We start from the raw sequence: 6,714 nt of genomic DNA on the forward strand, positions 1-6,714 counted from the left end.
TGCACCCAAGTGTTCATGTCTGAACAAAAAATGTTCGATATCGAACAGCTTTATAGATATCTTCTCCTATTTCACCGCCTCTGGGTTACGCCCCACATTAGCTGTTATACTTAATACTTACTAGGGGCCTTCTTAGCAAGTATCAATTGTGAGGAGAGACCTTCCTGCTCATATATTCGCTACTTTTAAAATAGCACTAGCCAAGGCTTCCCAAGTGTATTTCTGTTTCTCTACCCTGATATTCTCTACCATTCTTTTTTGGTTTTTATCCTCTTGATAGAAAAGATCAATCGCGTCTGCGATTGCTTGAGGGTTCACCTCTACCACATAGCCAACCTCTTGGTCTGGAATCATCTCCCCTAACCCTCCTACATTGGTCACCACCATAGGCACTTCAAAGTGATAGGCTATCTGGGTTACTCCGCTCTGCGAAGCATGCCGATATGGCTGTACAACAAGGTCCGCCACAGAAAAATAAGCTCCCACCTGTTCATGGGGAATATATTGGGTAGCCAAAACTACTCGTCCCTGAAGAGCCTTATCTTCTAAAAGTTTGATATAAGGCTCCTGATTTTCGTAATATTCTCCAGCCACAATTAGTTTAACCCCTCTTTTATGAAGACGCTGGTCTTTCATAGCCTCTAACAGAATGTCCAATCCCTTGTAATGCCTGATAAAGCCAAAGAACAGCAGGTATTTTTCATCTGGTAATTGAAGAGTCTCAAGTGCTTTTTCTCTGTCTATCCTGGGCCCGTAGGTATCGTAAATTGGGTGTGGCTGGCAGATGATTGGCTTATGGATATTAAATGTTTCTAACTCTGCCGTAACGGTGGCAGACATAGTCACGAAGGCATCACATGCCTGCAGAAAATATTTCGTGAGCAGAGAATCCCCCAGACGTTTCTCATGAGGCACCACATTATCAGTAAGCGCCACCACTTTTGTGTGCTTATTTCCTCTTATAATGTTGGCAACCGTACCTAAACTTGGTGCCATAAAAGGCAACCAATATCTAAAGAGCACTAGATCTGGCTTTGCCTTCTTAATCTTGTACCCCAACTTTATCCACGTTAATGGATTAACTGAACTGAGTTCTTGATGAATAGAAAGTCCTTTAGGCGCAGGCCCTTCTACATATTGAGACTTACCGGGAAATAGAAAAGTGGGATATTGAGTAGTGAAGGTATAGATTTCCACCTGGTGCCCTAGTTGTTGCCAAGTAAGGGCCAAGCTCTCATTAAAAGCTGCAATACCTCCTCTAAACGGGTAGGCCGGACCTACAATCACAATACGGGCCATATATTAGAACCCTATATTATCACGGATTAAATATTCATTTTTCCTTCTTCCAGATAAAGAAACCATCTCTGCCAAAAAGCCGGCTAGAAATAACTGTACCCCTACCACCACCGCCACTAGTGCCAAGAAGAACAAAGGCTGGTCTGTCACATCTCTGGCAACTTGGTTTTTGTAAGAGTAATACACTTTCTCAATTACTAGCCAAGTAGTAATAAGAAAGCCAATCAAAAAGGATAAAGATCCCAAACTACCAAAGAAGTGCATAGGGCGCTTGCGGAACTTGGAGACAAACGTAATTGACATTAGGTCTAAGAATCCATAGACAAAACGCTCCAAGCCGAATTTGGTGTATCCATACTTTCGCTCACGGTGCTGCACTATTTTTTCTCCGATCTTCCCAAATCCATTCCACTTGGCAATAACCGGTATATAGCGGTGCATCTCTCCATAGACTTCAATGCTCTTGACTACCCGCTCATCATAGGCTTTTAATCCACAATTAAAATCATGTAATTTGATCTTAGATATTTTGCGGGTTGCGGCGTTGAAAAGCTTAGTAGGTAAGGTTTTGCTTAACGGATCAAAGCGTTTCTTCTTCCAACCAGACACCAGATCATATCCATCTTCCACAATCATTTTATATAATTCTGGAATTTCATCTGGGCTGTCTTGTAAGTCAGCGTCCATTGTGATGACTACTCTACCTGTGGTTTCTCTAAAACCTGTATTGAGAGCCGCAGACTTACCATAGTTCCGATTAAACCGGATACCTTTCAAGTTAGGATCTTGTGCAGACAATTCTTGGATCACTTTCCAGGAGTTATCTGTACTACCATCATCTATTAGAATAACCTCATAAAGAAAACCGTGCGATACCATCACACGGTTTATCCATTGGGTAAGTTCAGGCAGAGACTCTGCCTCATTCAGTAGTGGTATAACCACCGAAATATCTACTCTATTCTGCATGAATAATTTACTCAAACTCTGGCCGGTTTCTCTTCATAATGGCCGCGATGATAAGGGAGAAAATGAAACCTAAAAAGACAGCCCCAATTAATCCAAAGATAAACATCATTTCAGGGGTGGTAAACTTCTCAGTCATGCTGGTAGCGGCCTCAATTTGTTCATCACTCATTCCATTGCGCTCCATCTCCTCAATTGAGGAATTCCTAATCTGTTCAATGATATTAGGATCAATGAACTTCAAATAAATATAAGCAAAGATACTGCTTAGAACCCCAGAAACAGTAGCAAGAAGCGTACCTATACCAAGCCCTTGCCCATACGACATATACCCGTTATTCTCCTTTTTGAAATAGTTGTAGGCTAGTACGATCCCCGCAATAGGAATTATCATTCCTATATAGGTTACAGCTTTATTAGTATGTAGTCCTGTTACATAAAGAATCAAACTGAAGATGATGGAAATAAACCCTGTAATGATGCCATATCGCACACCTACAGAGCCAGGAGTAACTGTTCTTTCATTCATAGCTATTTGTTTTAAGTTATTTTCTAAAAAAAACGCCTAGAACGATACTGATGAAGAAGCCCACCAACATACGATTCACGAAGGTTATCTGAGCCAGCACAAAAGCATTTAACTGATTCAGGTTTTGGTAAGCATTCTTATAGTTTAGTTCTCCCATCATTTTTACCAGTTCAGGCTTAGTCTGTTCCATCCGTTTCTGGCTCAATATAATGTATTCCTGGATCATCTGCTCTCCGGCAAAAAAAGAATAGATGCACATTAACATCGCGGTAGTAAACGCTAAAAAGAAAACAGTATAGAAACCTACTTTGAACGCCTTTCCAAAACCTATTTCAGCATCATGAAACTTCTTGTAATATTTAATGGCAAGAAAAATGAAGACAGAAACAAAAATAAGGGTGGACGAATACTCGCTGGCATTGTCATAAGGGTTCTCAAACCCAGTCAAAGCAAGGATAAGTATATAAATAAAACTTGCAATTCCTCCTGTTACGCCATATCTGATGGCAGTATTAATAACAGCTTTGTCAAACATCAGCTTTTTGAAAGGGTTTACTTTATTTTGAATAAGCAGGATTTAGAGTTAACTGCCCATTCATGTATGTTCCATAGACACAGCCTATCAACTCTTGACCAAGAAAGGGGCTGTTTTTGGCAGAAGATGCATTGAGCATTGGATCAAACACCCAAGTTTTAGTAGGATTGAAAAAAGTAAGATTTGCTGCCCCTTCTTCTACAATGGTGGGTACAGGTAGGCTTATGACATTTCGGGAGCCTACACTTAATTTCTGCACTATATTTTTCCATGAAACTTGAGCAGTCATGGTTTCATTGGCAACAGCATAAGCGGTTTGCAAGCCTATGATTCCTGCTTCTGCTAAATCAAATTCCATTTCTTTGGCTTCCTCATTCCAAGGTAAATGAGCAGAAACGATGGTGTCAATGGTTCCATCCTGCAATGCTTCCCAAATAGCCACTTTGTCTTCTTCGCTCCTGAAAGGGGGGCTTACTTTGTAGTTTACGTCAAAGGGTATCATGGTCTGATCAATAAATGCACACTGGTGGGCCGCAACATCACAGGTTACCTTTAGTCCCTCTTGTTTTGCTTGCCTTACAGCATTCAATGCTCCAGCGGTTGAAAGCTGAGTAAAGTGCAACCTGCCTCCGGTATACCTTAGCAGTTGTAAATCACGGGTTACCTGTACCTCTTCGGCAATGGCAGGTATTCCTTTCAATCCTAAACGAGTGCTGGCAATGCCTTCATGCATTTGCCCTCCACTCGCCATTCTCTTATTTTCGGGCTTATTAATTAGAACGCCGTCAATTAATTTCAGGTATTCCAGAGCCTTTAGTACTGTATCTGCTGAGTCTAAAGAATTTACTCCGTCTGAAAATGCAATAGCTCCAGCTGCTTTTAAGTCTAGTATTTCAGCCAAATCTTTTCCATCCAGATCGTGCGTAACTGCTGCAATAGGATGTAACTGAACATAACTCTGCTGAGATCTCTGCGTGAAGAACTGGATGGAAGATCTTGTTTGCGTGATAGGATCTACATTGGGTAAGCATGCTACTTCAGTGAACCCACCATACGCAGCTGCCCGCATAAAACCATCTAAGGTTTCTCTTTGCTCATATCCTGGCTCCCCGCTGAAGGCAATCAGATCAAACCATCCAATAGAGCAGCACAATCCTGGTTCATTTATTACCTGTGCATTTTCTACCTCAAGGCTTGGAGCTATTTTAGAAACTTGGCCATCCTTCAGAAGAATATCTACGGCTTGACCATCCAGGGGGGAAGATGAATCAACAACGGTGACTGCTTTAAATAGAAGATCCACTTTTTTTAGTGCTTAAAATGACAGCCTCTCCTATGAGGCACATAAAACACAATATTAGGCAATATTTCCAAAGGGATGAGCTGGTACCTTCCATTTGCAACTGTTTTTGTAATGAGATCTTCTCATCAGCCTCTAAAACATTGACTTTATTTCCATACTCAGCTAAAATTTCTTTAAGTTCTCCAACTGTATAACCTTCTAATTTAGATTCAACTCTAGGAATATTTAATGCGATAGAGGGGACCTCTTTCCCTGCAACAGTCACCGTGTAAAAGCCAGGCTTACTGATCTCCTTTGGCAATGTCATTTGTAGTTGATTCTGGAAAATCTTCTGATCTGGAATATAAGTTTGCCCATTATTATAGAGAGCAACTTGTTGATTAGCTACATCTTTTGGCACAATAGGGATTGTGATAGTACCGTTTTGAGGAGCATGAGACAGTACAATAGGGGCAGCACTTGTTGTTAAAGCTAATTGATATAGTACTGGAACAAACAAGGGGTGTGAAATGAAGGAAGAATTACTTGTTAATGGTGAGGCAAACAAATGCACTTGTCCATTTCCAATTCTGAAGGTACTCAAGAAAGGAGTGGCATCTTCAAACTTTAATATGGTATGGTAAGCACTTTCCCACCGTAATAATGGTTTCACGTTTGGCATCCTCATGTTCTTGACTTCTTTTTCAAAAATCTGAGAAAAAAAAGCATCAGATAAGTCAGGTTCTTTTAAAGCTTTAGCATCTATTTGATTACTTTCCTCTCTTATGCCTTTTAATCCGAGCTGATCAAGAAATGCTATTGTGGAATTAGCTGCACTTGCATTAGGCAGAAGTACTAAAGATCTGCCGTCATCTAACCAAGCTTTTATGGCTGCAACTGTAGAAAGCCCTACTCCAGTAGATGGAATTTCGTAAACCCACAGCTTCGCCTCCTGAGCACGTCCTTTAGTTATAGTAAAAGAAGGCTCAGTAGCATATGCTTGAATGACAGGATGACGTGTACTTATGGCTTCATCTATTTTTATACCTACAGCCGTAGGTTTAGGAAGAACTACATAGAAGTTATTGTCAAAAGGAGTAGCAGCATCTTCAACAGAGAAAATAATTTGCTTTTCAGCACCTACCGTCAAAGGAATCTTAAACCGAGCAATTGCTTTCTTTCCCGGCTCCACTAATACTTGAGTAGTACCTAACAGAGAATTATCTTCAGATGCTGTAATCTTTACAGAGATCCCTTCTGTTAGCATACTACCTGCTACTTGCACGAAAACATTTGCAAGAGAATTGGGAAATAACGTGGGTTGATCTAACCAAACCGAATCTACATATAGATTAGAGGTGTTCTCATTTACATAGGAGACTAAAGTATAATGACGCTTCCTAGACAACTTTTTTAAATTAGTTTCTGTGAAAACTGAGCGTTGAAAATCTGAAAATATATAAGTGTGAGAGGTTCTATTGATCATATCCTCCTGCTCTAGTAGATCTGCTGCAGATGATGAAAGGCTTAAATGATTAGAGAGAGTCTCATCATAATTTTTATTATCTGAAACTCCAGTATCATACGGGCTCTGTAGTGCTTGTAGCTCTTTATAATCCTTCGCAGCTAAAGTGAGTTTAGTACTGGCTTTTTCACTAGATGAGCTCTGCATACTCCAGCTTGTATCAATTAGTACCGTAGCCTTTACACCTGTACTAATTTGCCCTCTGTTTCCTTGAACAAGGTAGAAAATAAAGGCACCTAGTGCTGACGCAATAAAAAGTAGCCTTAGGAAGAGAAGAAAGTAATTGTAAATCTTACGAACAGAGCGAGTCCTGGAAATAAGAACACTTAAAAACTGGAGGTGGGGGAACTCAAGCGTTTGCCTAAGTCGCAGACCAAAGAAGTGAATTATGAATAAGGTGACAGCAGCAACTGCTGTTCCGACTAGTAGAGGGAGCATCTGCTTGAGGACTGGTTATCTGTGAAGATACGCATAATCAGCAAAAACTCCCCCTTCCCCCTTGGCTGTAAACGGGAGACGCCCACCGCTGTCTCCAGGGGTGGGCGTCTGTTGTGGGGTTGGCGGCTACCTACTCTCCC

General features: G+C 40.9%; 6 protein-coding genes. All 6 read right to left on the reverse strand.

The features are described from left to right. Window positions 1–168: 168 nt before the first annotated feature. Genes EFA69_RS12660 through EFA69_RS12685 form a run of 6 tightly spaced genes read right to left on the reverse strand, consistent with a single transcriptional unit; the run spans window position 169 to window position 6,574 of the window. The gene (locus tag EFA69_RS12660) at window positions 169–1,299 is read right to left on the reverse strand and encodes a glycosyltransferase (protein ID WP_123133404.1); all 1,131 of its coding nucleotides are present in this window, start codon (window positions 1,297–1,299) and stop codon (window positions 169–171) included. A 3-nt stretch (window positions 1,300–1,302) separates the two neighbouring features. Next, window positions 1,303–2,268: a glycosyltransferase family 2 protein gene (locus EFA69_RS12665; protein WP_123133405.1), complete on the reverse strand. Its 966-nt coding sequence runs from the start codon at window positions 2,266–2,268 to the stop codon at window positions 1,303–1,305. Between the two features lie 7 nt (window positions 2,269–2,275). Further along, window positions 2,276–2,794 carry a DUF4199 domain-containing protein gene (locus EFA69_RS12670; protein WP_123133406.1) on the reverse strand — a complete coding sequence of 173 codons (519 nt, stop codon included), beginning with the start codon at window positions 2,792–2,794 and terminating at the stop codon, window positions 2,276–2,278. 16 nt (window positions 2,795–2,810) lie between these two features. Then, window positions 2,811–3,329 (reverse strand): DUF4199 domain-containing protein, encoded by a 519-nt coding sequence (locus EFA69_RS12675; RefSeq protein ID WP_123133407.1) that lies wholly within the window; start codon window positions 3,327–3,329, stop codon window positions 2,811–2,813. A gap of 22 nt (window positions 3,330–3,351) precedes the next feature. Beyond that, window positions 3,352–4,632, reverse strand: coding sequence for a dihydroorotase (locus EFA69_RS12680; protein ID WP_123133408.1), 1,281 nt, complete (start codon window positions 4,630–4,632; stop codon window positions 3,352–3,354). Then, window positions 4,616–6,574 (reverse strand): hypothetical protein, encoded by a 1,959-nt coding sequence (locus EFA69_RS12685; protein ID WP_123133409.1) that lies wholly within the window; start codon window positions 6,572–6,574, stop codon window positions 4,616–4,618. Before EFA69_RS12685 ends, EFA69_RS12680 begins: the two co-directional genes overlap by 17 nt. Between the last annotated feature and the right edge of the window lie 140 nt (window positions 6,575–6,714).

The organism is Rufibacter immobilis (assembly GCF_003721565.1).
Taxonomy (GTDB): domain Bacteria; phylum Bacteroidota; class Bacteroidia; order Cytophagales; family Hymenobacteraceae; genus Nibribacter; species Nibribacter immobilis.